Genomic DNA, 15,005 nt, shown 5'->3' with positions numbered 1-15,005 from the left:
TGACTAGTCGTCCTTCTCCAGCTTGAACGACCACAGACCGGTCGCGGTCTGGCTGTCCTTCTTGCCGTCGCCGGCCTGGATGGTGACCAGGGTGGTGTTGCCCTGGGCGCCGTACTGGGCGTTGAAGAACACGCTGCCGGGGATGGTGCGGTAGGTCTTGTTGCTGTCCTCGGTGAGCGGCTGGCCGTTCATCAGGATCGTCCAGCGCTTGTCGGCGACATCGGGGTCGACGCCGAAGCGGACGGTCTCGTCCGGGTCGACCTTGATGGACTTGACGTCCTTGTCGGCCAGGCACTTCGTCTTTGCCGAGGCCTCCACGGCCTCGCCCTCGCCGCCGCAGGACGCCTCGGAGCTCACCGAGGAGCGGCCGACGGTGATCGTGGACAGCGGCGTCGGCTTGTCACAGGCCGACAGGACGAGCAGTCCGGCGGAAACGGCGCCGGCGGCGGCGACGGCGCGGCGGCGTCGCACAGCGCGGTGTACATCAGCGGCTTCGCCGCGGGGCAGCGTGGTCATGGCTCGAAGGCTATCGGGCACCTCCGGCGGTCTCTCCACGTGGGGGGCGGCGTGGCTGTGTGTTACGCCACGCGGGCCTTCGTGGGGCCCCCGTGGCGGGCCGAACTCAGCAGGCCACGGGCGGTGGTCACCCAGCCGAGGGCGATCACCGCGGCGGCCAGGCACAGACCCGCCGTGCCGTTGAGCGGCATCACGATGCCGATCGCGCCGCCCAGCACCCAGGCCATCTGCAGCATGGTCTCCGAGCGCGCGAACGCCGACGTCCGCACCTGCTCGGGCACGTCCCGCTGGATCAGCGCGTCCAGCGACAGCTTGGCCAGCGCCAGACAGAAGCCGGTCGTCGCCGTCAGGCACGCCACCAGGAACGCGCCGAAGAAGACGGCGGCCGTGATCGCCGCGCCCAGGACGACCGCGAGGACCGTCACGATGATGATCTCCGGGGCCCGGGCCCGCAGCCACGCCCCCACCGCCGTACCGAGCGCGTTGCCCGCGCCCGCCGCGACGGCCACCACGCCCAGCGACACGGCCGCGCTGGAACCGGTCAGCGGGTGCTCGCGCAGCAGGAAGGCGAGGAAGAAGGTCAGGAAGCCCGACAGCCAGCGCAGGGCGGCGTTGGCGCCGAGGGCGTGGGTGACGGCGATGCCGACCGTCCTGAGACCGGGGCGCTTGACGGGCTGCCGGTGCGGCCCGTGCAGATGCTGCTCGTCCGCCGCGAGCAGCGCCACGTCCTCGCCCTTGGCCGAGTCGACCTTCGGCGGGAGCGAGAAGGACAGGAACATGCCCCCCATGAAGATGACGAAGGCGCCGTACAGGGGCCAGCGCTCACCGAGCGCGTGCAGCCCGGCCGCGACGGGAGCGGCCACACCGGTGGCGAGGAGCCCGCCGAGGGTGACCCGCGAGTTGGCCTTCACGAGGGAGAAGCCGGGCGGCAGCAGACGGGGGACGACGGCGCTTCTGACCACGCCGTACGCCTTCGACGCGACCAGTACGCCCAGGGCGGCCGGATACAGCTCGAGGCTGCCGGTGGCCACCGCCCCGGAGATGATCAGCGCCAGCATGGCACGGGCCAGCATCGCGCCCGCCATGGCGGCCCGGCGGCCGTGCGGAAGGCGGTCGAGGAGCGGCCCGATCACGGGGGCGAGAACGGTGAAGGGCGCCATGGTGATGGCGAGGTAGAGCGCGACCCGGCCGCGCGCCTCGTCGGTGGGCACGGAGAAGAAGACGGTGGAGGCGAGGGCGACGGTGATCATGACATCGCCGGCGCCGTTCACCGCGTGCAGCTCGATCAGCTTGCCGAGGCCGGACTCCCCCGCGCCGTGCGCGTGGGTGGCCTTCCGGATTCCGCGGGCCGTGCCGGTGAACGGGAAGTGCAGGGCACGGCCGAGCGCGCGGACGGGACCGCCCCTACGGCCCGAACCGCCACCACGACCGCTGCCCTCGACCCCACCGACCCCGGGGGCTCCTGGGGGCGTCCTTGCGGCTGCCACGACAGCCATAGTGCCCCGGAAACGCCGTCCCTAGTGCGGTTACCGCGCGTATGGCCGCGTGGATTCCGGCCGACGGCCGCCGACGGGCGGGCGGGAAACAGCCCCGCGGAGCGGCGAACCATCACGTCGGTGTAGGCCGAGCGCCGACAAGAAGGTAGCGTGCGTATCTCAGCCATCCCGCAGAATGGATGGCAGAGGTGCGCCCCAGCGCGAGGGCGCGGACGTCGACGCGGTCCCCGGGTCCGCTCCGTCCGCCCCGCCGTCGGAGGCATCCGCACCCGAGAGACGGCGTAGGAGAGAAGCGATACCTGTGAGCGCAGCGACCACGCGAAGCCGCACCCCCGACCGCCTGTGCGCCGAGGCCGTCGACCTCGCCCGCGCCGCAGCCGAGGAGGCCGCCGCACCCGGTGTGGTCGGCGAGCACGTAGGCCTGCTCGCCGAGGGCGACCGGGTGGTCACGCACTACTTCGAGTGCAAGGAACTGGGCTACCGGGGCTGGCGCTGGGCGGCGACGGTGGCCCGGGCGTCCCGCGCGAAGATCGTCACCCTGGACGAGGTGGTGCTCCTCCCCGGCCCCGACGCGGTCCTCGCCCCCGAGTGGGTCCCGTGGAGCGAGCGGCTGCGCCCCGGCGACATGGGCCCGGGCGATCTGCTCCCCACCGACGCGGAGGACCTCCGCCTGGAGCCGGGCTACACCGGCGAGGACGATCCCCGGCTGCAGCCGGGCTATTTCGACGCGACCGAGCCGACGCCGAACTCGCCCCTCTCCGAGGACATGGCCGAGCTGGTGGAGGCGGAGGACGCGGAGGTGACCGCCGCCCCGCCGGCGTCCCTCCCGACGACCCCCCGCCGGGGCACGATCGCCGCGGTCGCCGAGGAACTGGGCCTGCGCCGCGCCCGGGTCCTCTCCCGCTACGGCCTGCACACCGCCGCCGACCGCTGGGAGGAGGCCTTCGGCGCCAAGACGCCCATGGCCCAGGCGGCCCCCGCGACCTGCGTCAGCTGCGGCTTCCTCCAGCACATCGGCGGCTCCCTCGGCCAGGCCTTCGGCGTCTGCGCCAACGAGTTCTCCCCGGCGGACGGCCGGGTGGTGTCGCTGGCGTACGGCTGCGGCGGCCACTCGGAGGCGGCGGTCATGCCGAAGCCCCCGCAGCCGGCCCCGCCGGTGATCGACGAGACGAGGGTCGACCCCTTCCCGCTGCGCCCGGCGGCGGACTCGGGCTCGGTCCCGGCGGGCGCCTCCGACGAGGAAGCCGCGGAGCTGGGCCACTCGTAGCGCCGCGGACGCCGGACAGCCGGTTGGCATCGTCGCGGTACCTTCTTGGTCACGTCGATGAGGAGAGCCAACGTGAGCAAGTTCGTGCGGCCGGCGGCCGAAGGTGCGGACCCCTTCGGGACCGCCCGCCTCAGGCGGGGCGTACTCGACGCCTGGGCCACCAGCCCCGCCCGTTTCCGTGAGGACGCCAACGCCGAGGAGGATCTCGTCCTCGGCGGCTACCGCGACCGCCTCGTCGTGGAGCTCGCCCAGAACGCGGCCGACGCGGCGGCCAGGGCCAAGGTGCCCGGGCGGTTGCGCCTGACGCTGCGCGACGGCGTCCTCGTCGCCGCCAACACGGGCGCCCCGCTGGACGCGGCCGGTGTCGAGTCCCTCGCCACCCTGCGTGCCTCCGCCAAGCGGGACACCTCGCAGGGGGCGGTGGGCCGCTTCGGCGTCGGCTTCGCCGCCGTCCTCGCCGTCACCGACGAGCCCGCCGTCGTCGGCCGGCACGGCGGCGTCCGCTGGTCGCTGCCGGAGGCCCGCGAACTGGCCTCCGAGACCGCCCGCCACAGCCCCGGGCTCGGCGACGAGATCCGGCGGCGCGACGGACACGTCCCCCTGCTGCGCCTGCCGTTCGCCGCCGAGGGCACCGCCCCGGACCCGTACGACACCGCCGTCATCCTGCCCCTGCGCGACGCGGCCGCCGCCGACCTCGCCGAGCGTCTCCTCACCGCCGTCGACGACGCCCTCCTGCTCGCCCTGCCGGGCCTGGAAGAGGTCGTGATCGAGGTCGGCGGCGACGCTCCCCGCACCCTGCTGCGTTCCGCCGACGGCACCCTCACCGTGGTGGCGGACTCCCGCCACGGGACCACCCGCTGGCGTACGGCCTCCGCCCACGGCCCCCTCACCCCCGACCTCCTCGCCGACCGCCCGGTCGAGGAGCGGCTGCGGCCCCACTGGTCGGTCACCTGGGCCGTGCCCGTGGACGAGCACGGCGCCCCCGAACGCCCCCGCACCAACCCCGTCGTGCACGCCCCCACCCCCAGCGACGAGCCCCTCGGCGTGCCCGCCCTGCTCATCGCCTCCTTCCCGCTGGACACCACCCGCCGGCACGCCGCCCCCGGGCCGCTGACCGACCACCTGGTGCGGCGCGCCGCCGACGCGTACGCCGAACTCCTCGCCGACTGGCGGCCGGTGACCCCCGGCATCATCGACCTCGTGCCCGGTCCGCTCGGCAAGGGCGAGCTGGACGGAGCCCTGCGCCAGGCCGTCCTGGACCGGCTGCCCCGTACGGCCTTCCTGCCGCCCGCCGTCGAGCCCGTCAAGGACGAGGACGACCTCCCCGAGGCCCTGCGCCCCCGCGACGCGGAGGTGGCCGAGGGCGCCGGCGCCGACACCGTACGGGTGCTGGCCGAGGTGCTCCCGACCCTCCTTCCCGCCGGGCTGGAGCGCAGGGTGGAACTCCGCACCCTCGGCGTCGCCCGGATCCCGCTCGCCGACGCCGTCGACCGTCTGGCCGGGCTGGAGAAGGACCCGGACTGGTGGTACCGGCTCTACGACAGCCTCGCGGGCGTCGACCCGGACCGGCTCTCCGGGCTGCCCGTGCCCCTCGCCGACGGGCGCACGACCATCGGCCCCCGGCAGGTCCTGCTCCCCACCCCGGACGCGGCCCGGGTCGAGCCGGAGATCCTCGCCCGCCTCGGCCTCAAGGTCGCCCACCCGGACGCGGTCCACCCCCTCCTGGAGAAGCTCGGCGCCCTGCCCGCCACGCCCCGGGCGGTCCTGACCACCCCGCAGGTGCGGGCCGCGGTCGCCGCGTCCCTGGACGACGACGGCGGCGCCTGGGACGACGACCAGGGCACCCCGGACGCCGAGGAGCTGGCCGACACCGTCCTCGCGCTCGTCCGCGACGCCGGCCTCGAGCCGGGCGACGAACCGTGGCTCGGCGCCCTGGCCCTGCCCGACGAGGACGGTGAACTCGTCCCGGCGGGCGAACTCGTCCTCCCCGGCAGTGCGTTCGCGTCGGTGATCCGCGAGGACGAACTGGCTTCGGTGGATGCCGAGTTGGCGGAGAGGTGGGGCGAGCAGCCGCTCGCCGCCGTCGGCGTCCTCGCCAACTTCGCGCTGGTCCGCGCCACGGACGTGGTCCTCGACCCGGACGAACTGGAGCCCCGCGAGGGCGACTTCGCCGAACCGGACGACGCGGGCCTGCTGGACGCCGTGGACGTGTGGTGCGAGGACATCCTCGACCGCTTCCCCGACTCGCCCGTCCCCCCGGTCGCCACCGAGCTCGTCGCCGTCCGCGACCTCGACCTCGTCGACGACGACCGCTGGCCGCAGGCCCTCGCCCTGCTCGCCCAGCCGCCCCTGCGCGACGCCCTCACCCAGCCGGTACGGATCCTGCTCCCGGACGGCACCCACGAGGTCGTCCGCCCGTACACGGCCTGGTGGCTGCGCGGCCACCCGGTCCTCGACGGCCGCCGCCCGGCGGGCCTGCTCGCGGCCGGCGGCGACCCGCTGCTGCGCGGCCTGTACGACGAGGCCGACGCGACGGGCTTCGACGACGAGCAGGTCCTGCGGGCGCTGGGCGTACGGACGTCCGTGGCGGCGCTGCTGGACGAGCCCGGCGGTGCGGCCGAACTCCTCGACCGCCTCGCGGACCCCGACCGCCCGGTCGCAGCGGCCCAGCTGCACGCTCTCTACGGAGCGCTGGCCGAGCTGGACCCGGAGCAGGTGACCCTCCCCGACGAACTGCGGGCGGTCGTCGACGGGCGGGTGGAGGTCGTGGACGCGGCCGACGCGGTCGTCGTCGACTCCCCCGACCTGCTGCCCTTCACGGAGGGCGTCCCGCTGCTCCCCGTACGGCCCGCGCGGGCGGGTGAACTGGCCGAGCTGTTCCAGGTCCGGCGCCTGAGCGAGTCGGTGACGGGGGAGGTCGACTCCGAGGGCACCGAGCACGAGGTCCCCGACCCGGTACGGATCCTGCTGGGCCCGCGCACCCCGGACACCTACGTCGAGCACGAGGAGCTCGTCGTCGACGGCGTGGAGATCGACTGGCGCCTCACGAACGACGGCGTCCTGCACGCCGCGACCCTGGAGGGCGTGGCGGCCGGCCTCGCCTGGGCGGCGGGACAGTGGCCCCGGCGGTTCGAGGTGGCGGCGCTGCTGGAGGATCCTTCACGGACGGGGGAGCTGGCGCGGGACCGCTGGTTCGACTGACGTGGACAGTGGGGCTGCCGAACGGCCCCACTGTCCACGTCGGTTCCCGCGTTGGACGGTCTGCGGCCGCCTTACGGATGGCTCGCGGCTACGCCATGGAGCGAGCGAAGGCGGACTTTTCCTGTCCCAAGGTCACCTCGTGCTCCGGTCGAAGGGCGATCCTGCCTCCTGTCCGGTCCACCAGGACGAGCGAGGTGATCAGCGGACCGTGGGCAAGGCTGAGCAGTACCTCGTTGTTGGTGGACGCATAGAGGTCGTACAGCCGATCAGTGAACCTCAGCAGTGCCGATGGATCCACCTCGCAGCCGCCCGACGGGGTTGGCGTCAGACCGGACGGCACGTCAAGGAACGCGGCTGCTCCCTGCACGAGGGAGGCGTACAGCTGTCCACTGTGGTAACCCGCGTCCCAGACCGTCCTGTCACCGCACTCGAAGGGGTAACTCAATCTACGATCTCCAATCTGAGGTCTAGGCCAGGCTATTGCCTCCTGAGCTGCTCAAACCGCTCATGCAGTGCTGCGCGGAAGCGCGAATCCACCCCGACCGTGTGAAACGGAAGCCGATAGGCGCGCTGCGGACGGCTGGTCCTCGCGCAACGCGCGAGAAGTCCGCACGACTTCCACAACTTCGTACAACCATTCACACCCGTCGCGGATCTGACCTGACGAGCCAACAGACTCCACGATCACTTCCGGGGGAATGCATGCGCGTTTATGCCACCGTGGCCGCCGTCACCGGCGCCCTGGCCCTTTCCGCTCTCGCCGTGCCGGCCGCGCAGGCCGCCGGCGGCTCCTCCTTCACCAAGGAGGACATCCAGAAGGTCGCGCGGGCCGCATCGGGCAAGACCGCGTTCACCGGGTCGACCGCCGACCCGGGCGAGCCGTACCCGCTGGACCTCACGTTCTCCAGCGTGAAGATCAACAACGGCAAGCCGATCGTCGCGGGCACCACCAACCGGGTGAGCGTCCCGGTGACGTACAAGGTCACGCACTCCGCGGACCTCGACATCACCGCCCCGGACGTCTTCCTGGACGTGGACATCTACCGCGGCGCCTCCTACGCCGACGCCGTGAACCGGCTCTGGGGCGACGACTGGCCGACCTGCACGGTGACCTCGTCCACCACCGCCACCTGCAAGGGCACCATCGACGTCTACCCGGCCGAGGAGCTGAACAACGTCGACGCCACCACCTGGAAGGCCGGTGGCTACGTCTACGACTTCAACGACCAGCTGGGCCTCGAATTCGAGGACATCGACTGGTCCAAGGTCGGCTACGCCGAGCAGGACGGCCTCGCCACCACCAAGCTCCAGCGCTACTCCAAGCTGACCGTCAACGCCTCCCCCGAGCCGGTGAAGAAGGGCAAGACCATCACCGTCACGGGCAAGCTGTCGCGCGCCAACTGGGACGACAACAAGTACCACGGCTACACGGGCCAGCCGGTGAAGCTGCAGTTCCGCAAGAAGGGCAGCTCCACCTACACCACCCTGAAGACCATCAAGACCAGCTCCACCGGCACGCTGAAGACCACGGTCAAGGCGTCGGCGGACGGCTACTTCCGCTACAGCTTCGCGGGCACCTCGACGACTCCGGCGGTCACCACCGCGGGTGACTACGTCGACGTCAAGTAAGACCCACCTCTTTCGAACTCCGAGGAAAACGCACATGCGCATACGCGCCCTCGTCCTCGCCGCTTCCGGCGCGGTCGCCCTCTCCGCCCTTGCCGTGCCGGCCGCCCAGGCCGCTCCGGCCGCGACCACGTACACCTTCTCCGGCGTGAAGGTCAACAGCGGCAAGCCCGTCGTGGTCGGCCCCACGGCCAAGGTCACGGTCAACGCCACGTACACCGTGACCGGCTCGGTCAACCTGGACCCGGACACCACCGCGACCCTCCCGGTCCTCTACCGCGGCACCACGCTCAGCGAGAGCACCCCCGACAAGGACGTCCTGGCCGGCGACGAGCCCGGCACCTGCACGTCGGTCTCCGCCAAGGTCCTCAAGTGCACGGCGAAGATCCAGCTCCGCCCGAAGTACACCGGCGATGAGTACGCCGACCTGACCAACGCCCAGGCGGGCAACTGGAAGATCGGCGCCGTCGCCTTCTCGATCAGCGACGACAACCCGGTCATCAAGAGCAACCTCGGCACCGCCAAGGTCCAGCGCAAGGCCACCCTCACCGCCAACGCCGCCCCCGAGCCCGTGAAGAAGGGCAAGACCATCACGGTCACGGGCAAGCTGGCGCGCGCCAACTGGGACACCAACACGAACGCGGGTTACGCGAGCCAGTCGGTGAAGCTGCAGTTCCGCAAGAAGGGCAGCTCCACCTACACCACGGTGAAGACCATCAAGTCCAGCTCCACCGGCGCGCTGAAGACCACGGTCAAGGCGTCGCAGGACGGCTACTTCCGTTACGTCTTCGCCGGCACCACCACGACCTCCGCGGTCACCTCGGCCGGCGACTTCATCGACGTGAAGTAAGAAAAGGCCTGTTGGGAGGGGGGAAGTTCTCTTCCCCTCTCCTTACCATTCCGCGTACAACGCGGCCCGTGCGTCAGGGATCTACTCAGTGAGTCAACAGACTCCGAGATCCTTCTCTCCTCATGGAGAACGCACATGCGCATACGCGCCCTCGTCCTCGCCGCCTCCGGCGCTGTCGCTCTGACCGCTCTCGCCGTGCCGGCCGCGCAGGCCGCTCCGGCCGGGCCCGCCGTCACCTTCTCCAGCGTCAAGGTCAACAGCGGCAAGAACATCGTGGTCGGCACCACGACGACGGTCACGGTCTCCGCGACGTACACCGTGACGAAGCCCGCGGACCTGGCCTCGAGCTCCTTCGAGAGCGGCCCGGTCCTCTACCGCGGCACCACGCTCGACGAGAACGCCGAGATCATCCTCGGCGACAACCCCGGTACCTGCACGGCTGCCTCCTCGACCGTCCTGAACTGCACGGCCAAGATCGAGTTCCGTCCGGACACCTCCGAGGACGACGACCTGACCAACAGTGTGGCGGGCACCTGGAAGATCGGCGCCCTCGCCGCCAACGACAGCGGCGGTCTCACCTGGCAGGCCGGCTTCGGCACCACCCACGTCCAGCGCAAGGCCACCCTCACCACCGACGCCACCCCCGAGCCGGTGAAGAAGGGCGGGACCATCACGGTCACGGGCAAGCTGGCCCGCGCCAACTGGGACACCAACAAGTACGCCGGTTACGCGAGCCAGTACGTGAAGCTGCAGTTCAGGAAGGCGGGCACCACCACCTACACCACCCTGAAGACCATCAAGACCAGCACCACCGGCACCCTGAAGACCACGGTCACGGCGTCGGCGGACGGCTACTTCCGCTACAGCTTCGCGGGCACCACGACGACCTCGCCGGTCAACGCGGCGGGCGACTTCGTCGACGTGCAGTAAGCACCCCCCGGCTACACGGGAAAGCGGCGGTCGACCCACTTCCACAGCACCTCCAGGGCGGCCGCCGCCACCACCGCGATGCCCACCGCGATCCATGGCATCGTCATCCCCACCAGCTTCAGCGCGAAGAAGTCCTGCAGCCACGGCACCGCCAGCACCAGCAGGAACGCCGCCCCCATCGAGGCCACCAGCAGCAGCCGCCACCAGGTGTACGGCCGGGCGACGATCGCCAGCACCCACATCGAGATCAGGAACAGCGTGAGCGTCGCCGCGCTGGTCTCCGCGTCCAGCGCGCCCTCACCCACGTAGCGATGGCGAGCGATCAGATAGGTGACGAAGGTCGCCACCCCCGCCACCACCCCGCCCGGGATCGAGTACCGCATCACCCGCCGCACGAAGTGCGGCCGGGCCCGCTCGGTGTTGGGGGCGAGGGCGAGGAAGAAGGCCGGGACGCCGATGGTGAGCGTGGACAGCAGGGTCACATGGCGGGGCAGGAACGGATACTCGACCTGCCAGCCCACCACCAGCAGGGCCAGCAACACCGAATAGACCGTCTTCACCAGGAACAGCGTCGCCACCCGGGTGATGTTGCCGATCACCCGTCGGCCCTCCGCCACCACCGACGGCAGGGTGGCGAAGCTGTTGTTCAGCAGCACGATCTGGGCGACGGCGCGGGTGGCCTCGGACCCCGAGCCCATCGCGACCCCGATGTCCGCGTCCTTCAGCGCGAGCACGTCGTTGACGCCGTCGCCGGTCATCGCGACGGTGTGGCCCCGCGACTGCAGCGCCCCGACCATGTCCCGCTTCTGCCGCGGGGTGACCCGCCCGAAGACCGTGCCGTCGTCGAGGGCCGCGGCCATCGCCTCCCGGTCGTCGGGCAGCCGCCGCGCGTCGACCGTACGGCCGTTCAGCCCCAGCTTGGCGGCCACCGCCCCCACGGACACCGCGTTGTCACCGGAGACGACCTTGGCGCGCACGTTCTGCTCGGCGAAGTACCGCAGGGTGTCCCCGGCGTCGGGCCGCAACCGCTGTTCGAGTACGACGAGGGCGACCGGCTGCGCCCCCTTGGTGACGTCGGGGTCGTCCAGGTTCCGGACGGTCCGGGTCAGCAGCAGCACCCGCAGGCCCTGTTCGTTGAGCCGCTCGGTCTCGTCCAGGGCGGGGTCGCCGTCCTCGAGCAACACGTCCGGCGCCCCGAGCAGCCAGGTCCCGCTCTCCCCGTTCCCCTCGCTGAGGGTGGCGCCGCTGTACTTGCGTGCGGAGGAGAAGGGCAGCGACTCGGTGCAGCGCCACTCCTCGGCGTCCGGATAGGTGTCGATGATCGCCTGGAGGGAGGTGTTCGGCCGCGGGTCGGACTCTCCGAGCGCGCCGAGCACCTGACGTACGTACGTCTCGTCGGCGCCGTCGAGGGTGCGCAGCTCGGTGACGTCCATGCCGCCCTCGGTGAGGGTGCCGGTCTTGTCCAGGCAGACGGTGTCGACGCGGGCGAGGCCCTCGATGGCGGGGAGTTCCTGGACCAGGCACTGTTTCCGGCCGAGCCGGATCACGCCGATCGCGAAGGCGACGGAGGTGAGGAGGACGAGTCCCTCCGGGACCATCGGGACGATCCCGCCGATGGTCCGGGCGATGGACACCCTGAGGTCGTTGTCCTTCACGAACAGCTGGGTGACGATCAGGCCGACCGCTGCCGGGACCATCATCCACGTCACGTACTTGAGGATCGTGGAGATGCCGGAGCGCAGCTCGGAGTGGACGAGGGTGAACCGCGAGGCCTCTTCGGCGAGCTGGGCGGCGTAGGCCTCACGGCCCACCCTGGTCGCCCGGAAGGCGCCGCTGCCCGCGACCACGAAACTGCCGGACATCACCTGGTCTCCCGGCCGCTTCACCACCGGGTCCGCCTCGCCCGTCAGCAGCGACTCGTCGATCTCCAGCCCGTCCGCCTCGACGCACACCCCGTCGACGACCACCTTGTCGCCGGGGCCGATCTCGACCAGGTCGTCGAGGACGAGGTCGGAGGTGGCCACCGAGGCCGTCTCCCCGTCCCGGCGCACGGTCGGCCGGACCTCCCCGATCACGGCGAGGGAGTCCAGGGTCTGCTTGGCCCGCCACTCCTGGATGATGCCGATCCCCGTGTTGGCGAGGATGACGAAGCCGAACAGGCCGTCCTGGAAAGGGGCGACGGCGAGCACGATCAGCCACAGGACACCGATGATCGCGTTGAACCGGGTGAAGACGTTCGCCCGGACGATCTCCCCGACGGAACGGCTGCTGCGCACGGGGATGTCGTTCACCTGACCGCGTGCGACGCGATCCGCGACTTCGGCGGCGGTGAGTCCGGTCGCCGTCAGCGCGGTGGCGGGTGCGTCGATATGGGTCATGGAATCGACGGTACGTGCGGATTTGGGGGTTCACCCCCCGAAGGTGCCGAAGATCCGACCTGGGGAGGACGGAGGGCAGGGCGGAGTAGGACGGGGGGAGTAGGCCGGCCCCGGACGGCTACTCGGCCGACCGCCCGGCCCTCGCCCGCTTGATCGCCGCGTCCCGCCTGCGGACGTAGTAGACGCCGATCAGCCCCAGCCCGCCTCCGGCCAGGCAGGTCCACAGCCACCACAGATGCCCGTGGTCGTCGAACCAGCCGTAGAAGGGGAGCTGGACGAGGAAGAGGACGAACCAGAGGATCGTGCCGCCGGTGATGGTGGCGACCACGGGGCCCTCCAGGGGCTCCGGCGCCTCGTGCTTCGGTGTCCACTTCGCCATGAGGCACAGCTTACGAGCCGATCACATCTACGCGCGGAGATGGCCGTTCCCGACTTGATATGTTCATACTGAAACCGTTTGTCGCTGACCGCTTCTCTTCGTAGGAAACACCAAAAGATGTCCACCTCGGCCCCCGCCAAGGTCCCTGCCCCTGAACAGCCGGGAGCCAGGCCCACCCACGGCGCACTGGACCGCCACTTCAAGATCTCCGAGCGCGGCAGCACCCTGTCCCGGGAGATCCGCGGCGGTTTCGCCACCTTCTTCGCGATGGCCTACATCATCGTGCTGAACCCGATCATCCTCGGCAGCGCGAAGGACATGTACGGGCACCAGCTCGACAACGGCCGGCTGGTCACCGCCACCTGTGTCACCGCGGCCCTCACCACGCTCCTCATGGGCGTCGTCGGCAACGTCCCGATCGCCCTCGCGGCCGGTCTCGGCGTGAACTCGGTCGTCGCCCTCCAGCTCGCCCCCCGGATGTCCTGGCCGGACGCCATGGGCATGGTCGTCCTGGCCGGCCTCGTGGTCATGCTCCTCGTGGCCACCGGTCTGCGCGAGCGCGTCATGAACGCGGTCCCCTTCGGCCTGCGCAAGGCGATCTCGATCGGTATCGGCCTGTTCATCATGCTGATCGGTCTGGTCGACTCCGGCTTCGTCAGCCGTATCCCGGACGCCGCCCACACCACCGTCCCGCTCCAGCTGGGCGCCGACGGTCGCCTCACCGGCTGGCCGGTTCTGGTCTTCGTCCTGGGCGTTCTGCTCACGCTCGGCCTCATCGTGCGCAAGGTGCCCGGCGCGATCCTGATCTCGATCGTCGCGATGACCGTCCTCGCGCTGGTCGTCAACGCGGTCGCGACCGTCCCCTCCTGGGGCCTGACCACCCCCGAGTGGCCCGGCAACCCCGTGGCCACCCCCGACTTCGGGCTCATCGGCGAGGTCAGCCTCTTCGGCGGCTTCGGCAAGGTCGGTGTGCCGACCGGCGTCCTCTTCGTCTTCACCGTGCTGCTGTCGTGCTTCTTCGACGCGATGGGCACGATCATGGGCGTCTCGGACGAGGCCGAGCTGACCGACGCGCAGGGTCAGATGCCCGGCATCAACAAGGTCCTCTTCGTCGACGGTCTCGCCGTGGCCGCCGGTGGCGCCGGCTCCTCCTCCGCCACCACCGCGTTCGTGGAGTCCACGGCCGGTGTCGGCGAGGGTGCCCGCACCGGCTTCGCGAACCTCGTCACCGGCGGCCTCTTCGCGGTCGCGCTGTTCCTCACGCCGGTCGCCACGATGGTCCCGTCCCAGGCCGCCACCCCGGCCCTGCTCGCGGTGGGCTTCCTGATCCTGGCGAACTCGGTCAAGGACATCGACTGGGCGGACCACACGATCGCCATCCCGGCCTTCGTCACGATGGTGATGATGCCGTTCACCTACTCGATCACCAACGGCATCGGCATGGGCTTCATCACCTTCGTCCTGCTGCGACTGGCGGCCGGCCGGGGCCGGGACATCCCCGTCCCCCTGTACGTGGTCTCCGCCGTCTTCGCCTTCTACTACCTGATGCCGGCCCTCGGTCTGACCTGATCGGGCGAGCTCATGTGAGCCCGTAGAACTTCTCGGTCTCCTCGACGGCGGTCTGGAAGCGCTGGTCGAAGTCATCGCGAATGAGCGTCCCGACGACATAGTCCTGGACGCTCATTCCGCGTTTCGCGGCATGCTGCCGGAGCCGTTCGAGCAGTTCGTGGTCTATCCGCAGGCTGAGCACAGTGGTCCCCATGCCTATGAGGGTCGCGGCACGGTTCGGGGTCCGGGGTGGCGTTCCGTGGTCGTGTCACCCGGATGAGTGACAGCAGGCGTCAGTGGCGGGTCTCACGGGCACGTGGGCGTTTTCGGGTGGTCTTTAGCGAGAGTAATGAGTTATGTTAAAGAACATGCCTGACCTCACCCATGGCGACGACGCTGCCGCCGTGAACGCGTTGAGATCCGCCGTGATGCGGTTGTCCCGCCGCCTCAAGCACCAGCGGGTCGACGAGTCGCTGAGCCCCACCGAGATGTCGGTGCTCGGCACCCTGTCCCTCTGCGGCAGCGCCACCCCCGGCGAACTCGCCCGCAAGGAGCACGTCCAGCCGCCCTCGATGACCCGCATCGTGGCGCTGCTCGAGGCCAAGGGTCTGGTCCGGCTGGAGCCGCACCCCGAGGACCGGCGCCAGAAGGTCGTCACGAAGACCGAGCAGGCCGAGGCCATGCTCGAGGAGAGCCGCCGCAAGCGGAACGCCTTCCTGGCCACCCTGGTCGACGGCCTGGACGAGGACGAGTGGGCGAAGCTGCGCGCAGCCGCCCCCGTGCTGGAGAAGCTCGCACACCTGTAAGCAGCACC

Annotated in this window: 13 protein-coding genes; 7 read left to right on the top strand and 6 right to left on the bottom strand. The window is 71.0% G+C overall.

The window, feature by feature from the left end; all coding sequences use genetic code 11:
• Nucleotides 1–3: 3 nt before the first annotated feature.
• Nucleotides 4–516 carry a DUF2771 domain-containing protein gene (locus ACIBVL_RS23725; protein ID WP_399099404.1) on the bottom strand — a complete coding sequence of 171 codons (513 nt, stop codon included), beginning with the start codon at nucleotides 514–516 and terminating at the stop codon, nucleotides 4–6.
• 62 nt (nucleotides 517–578) lie between these two features.
• Nucleotides 579–2,003, bottom strand: coding sequence for an MFS transporter (locus tag ACIBVL_RS23720; protein ID WP_399099402.1), 1,425 nt, complete (start codon nucleotides 2,001–2,003; stop codon nucleotides 579–581).
• Between the two features lie 310 nt (nucleotides 2,004–2,313).
• On the opposite strand from ACIBVL_RS23720, the gene ACIBVL_RS23715 reads away from it, so the two are divergent.
• Nucleotides 2,314–3,279 carry a DUF3027 domain-containing protein gene (locus tag ACIBVL_RS23715; protein WP_399099400.1) on the top strand — a complete coding sequence of 322 codons (966 nt, stop codon included), beginning with the start codon at nucleotides 2,314–2,316 and terminating at the stop codon, nucleotides 3,277–3,279.
• A 72-nt stretch (nucleotides 3,280–3,351) separates the two neighbouring features.
• A complete protein-coding gene (locus ACIBVL_RS23710) occupies nucleotides 3,352–6,480 on the top strand; it encodes a sacsin N-terminal ATP-binding-like domain-containing protein (protein ID WP_399099398.1) in 3,129 nt (1,042 codons plus the stop codon).
• 88 nt (nucleotides 6,481–6,568) lie between these two features.
• Here the strand turns inward: ACIBVL_RS23710 and ACIBVL_RS23705 are convergent, their stop codons facing one another.
• On the bottom strand, nucleotides 6,569–6,925 hold the full coding sequence (locus tag ACIBVL_RS23705; protein WP_399099396.1) for a DUF6086 family protein: 357 nt from the start codon (nucleotides 6,923–6,925) through the stop codon (nucleotides 6,569–6,571).
• Between the two features lie 257 nt (nucleotides 6,926–7,182).
• Here ACIBVL_RS23705 and ACIBVL_RS23700 point away from each other — a divergent pair, with 257 nt between their 5' ends.
• The 3 genes from ACIBVL_RS23700 to ACIBVL_RS23690 all read left to right on the top strand — a co-directional run bounded on the left by ACIBVL_RS23700 (nucleotide 7,183) and on the right by ACIBVL_RS23690 (nucleotide 9,886).
• Nucleotides 7,183–8,109 carry a hypothetical protein gene (locus tag ACIBVL_RS23700; RefSeq protein WP_399099394.1) on the top strand — a complete coding sequence of 309 codons (927 nt, stop codon included), beginning with the start codon at nucleotides 7,183–7,185 and terminating at the stop codon, nucleotides 8,107–8,109.
• A 34-nt stretch (nucleotides 8,110–8,143) separates the two neighbouring features.
• Entirely contained in the window at nucleotides 8,144–8,956 is an 813-nt protein-coding gene (locus ACIBVL_RS23695; RefSeq protein ID WP_399099392.1) for a hypothetical protein, read from the top strand.
• Between the two features lie 135 nt (nucleotides 8,957–9,091).
• Nucleotides 9,092–9,886 (top strand): hypothetical protein, encoded by a 795-nt coding sequence (locus ACIBVL_RS23690; RefSeq protein ID WP_399099390.1) that lies wholly within the window; start codon nucleotides 9,092–9,094, stop codon nucleotides 9,884–9,886.
• 11 nt (nucleotides 9,887–9,897) lie between these two features.
• Here the strand turns inward: ACIBVL_RS23690 and ACIBVL_RS23685 are convergent, their stop codons facing one another.
• Together ACIBVL_RS23685 and ACIBVL_RS23680 are read right to left on the bottom strand one after the other, a co-directional pair.
• The gene (locus ACIBVL_RS23685) at nucleotides 9,898–12,264 is read right to left on the bottom strand and encodes an HAD-IC family P-type ATPase (protein ID WP_399099388.1); all 2,367 of its coding nucleotides are present in this window, start codon (nucleotides 12,262–12,264) and stop codon (nucleotides 9,898–9,900) included.
• Nucleotides 12,265–12,382: 118 nt separating this feature from the next.
• Nucleotides 12,383–12,643, bottom strand: coding sequence for a DUF2530 domain-containing protein (locus ACIBVL_RS23680; RefSeq protein WP_399099386.1), 261 nt, complete (start codon nucleotides 12,641–12,643; stop codon nucleotides 12,383–12,385).
• A 117-nt stretch (nucleotides 12,644–12,760) separates the two neighbouring features.
• Between ACIBVL_RS23680 and ACIBVL_RS23675 the strand changes: the two genes are divergently transcribed.
• On the top strand, nucleotides 12,761–14,212 hold the full coding sequence (locus tag ACIBVL_RS23675) for an NCS2 family permease (protein WP_399099384.1): 1,452 nt from the start codon (nucleotides 12,761–12,763) through the stop codon (nucleotides 14,210–14,212).
• Nucleotides 14,213–14,222: 10 nt separating this feature from the next.
• On the opposite strand, the gene ACIBVL_RS23670 is transcribed toward ACIBVL_RS23675, so the two are convergent.
• Nucleotides 14,223–14,405 carry a ribbon-helix-helix protein, CopG family gene (locus ACIBVL_RS23670; RefSeq protein ID WP_399099382.1) on the bottom strand — a complete coding sequence of 61 codons (183 nt, stop codon included), beginning with the start codon at nucleotides 14,403–14,405 and terminating at the stop codon, nucleotides 14,223–14,225.
• Between the two features lie 154 nt (nucleotides 14,406–14,559).
• On the opposite strand from ACIBVL_RS23670, the gene ACIBVL_RS23665 reads away from it, so the two are divergent.
• Nucleotides 14,560–14,997 carry a MarR family winged helix-turn-helix transcriptional regulator gene (locus tag ACIBVL_RS23665; RefSeq protein ID WP_055636008.1) on the top strand — a complete coding sequence of 146 codons (438 nt, stop codon included), beginning with the start codon at nucleotides 14,560–14,562 and terminating at the stop codon, nucleotides 14,995–14,997.
• Nucleotides 14,998–15,005 lie beyond the last annotated feature (8 nt).

Origin of the sequence: Streptomyces sp. NPDC049687 (genome assembly GCF_044465285.1) — a bacterium.
Taxonomy (GTDB): Bacteria; Actinomycetota; Actinomycetes; order Streptomycetales; family Streptomycetaceae; genus Streptomyces.
The sequence above is the reverse complement of the archived record's forward strand: the minus strand, read 5'-3'. Positions and strand labels throughout refer to the sequence as shown.

Coding starts and splice junctions, on each gene's coding strand:
- ACIBVL_RS23725 (WP_399099404.1), bottom strand. CDS start 516: ATGACCACGCTGCCCCGCGGCGAAGCCGCTGATGTACACCGCGCTGTG.
- ACIBVL_RS23700 (WP_399099394.1), top strand. CDS start 7,183: ATGCGCGTTTATGCCACCGTGGCCGCCGTCACCGGCGCCCTGGCCCTT.
- ACIBVL_RS23695 (WP_399099392.1), top strand. CDS start 8,144: ATGCGCATACGCGCCCTCGTCCTCGCCGCTTCCGGCGCGGTCGCCCTC.
- ACIBVL_RS23690 (WP_399099390.1), top strand. CDS start 9,092: ATGCGCATACGCGCCCTCGTCCTCGCCGCCTCCGGCGCTGTCGCTCTG.
- ACIBVL_RS23685 (WP_399099388.1), bottom strand. CDS start 12,264: ATGACCCATATCGACGCACCCGCCACCGCGCTGACGGCGACCGGACTC.
- ACIBVL_RS23680 (WP_399099386.1), bottom strand. CDS start 12,643: ATGGCGAAGTGGACACCGAAGCACGAGGCGCCGGAGCCCCTGGAGGGC.
- ACIBVL_RS23675 (WP_399099384.1), top strand. CDS start 12,761: ATGTCCACCTCGGCCCCCGCCAAGGTCCCTGCCCCTGAACAGCCGGGA.
- ACIBVL_RS23670 (WP_399099382.1), bottom strand. CDS start 14,405: ATGGGGACCACTGTGCTCAGCCTGCGGATAGACCACGAACTGCTCGAA.
- ACIBVL_RS23665 (WP_055636008.1), top strand. CDS start 14,560: ATGCCTGACCTCACCCATGGCGACGACGCTGCCGCCGTGAACGCGTTG.